The following is a 216-nucleotide window of genomic DNA, read 5'->3' on the forward strand; positions in this document are numbered from 1 at the left end:
TGCAACCATTTCACTTTCCGCCATAACCAGCACTTTGCTTTTTCTTTGGCTGCCACGTCCCCGTTTCAAGGGCTTATCTTTTTCCGCTTCAGGGGTCTCTGTGGAAAAATAACCTTCGTCCAGTTCAATGCGTCCTGCCAATACATACTCATCGTCTCTTCTACCCATGGCCTGACGAAGTTTGTGAACCATGTGCCAAATGGGATGGTAACGATT

Annotated in this window: 1 pseudogene; it reads right to left on the reverse strand. The window is 47.2% G+C overall.

The features are described from left to right. A pseudogene (locus EII41_RS14020) lies at window positions 1-216 on the reverse strand (IS1595 family transposase); the annotation flags it as partial.

This window comes from Tannerella forsythia (assembly GCF_003860135.1).
GTDB classification, from domain to species: domain Bacteria; phylum Bacteroidota; class Bacteroidia; order Bacteroidales; family Tannerellaceae; genus Tannerella; species Tannerella forsythia_A.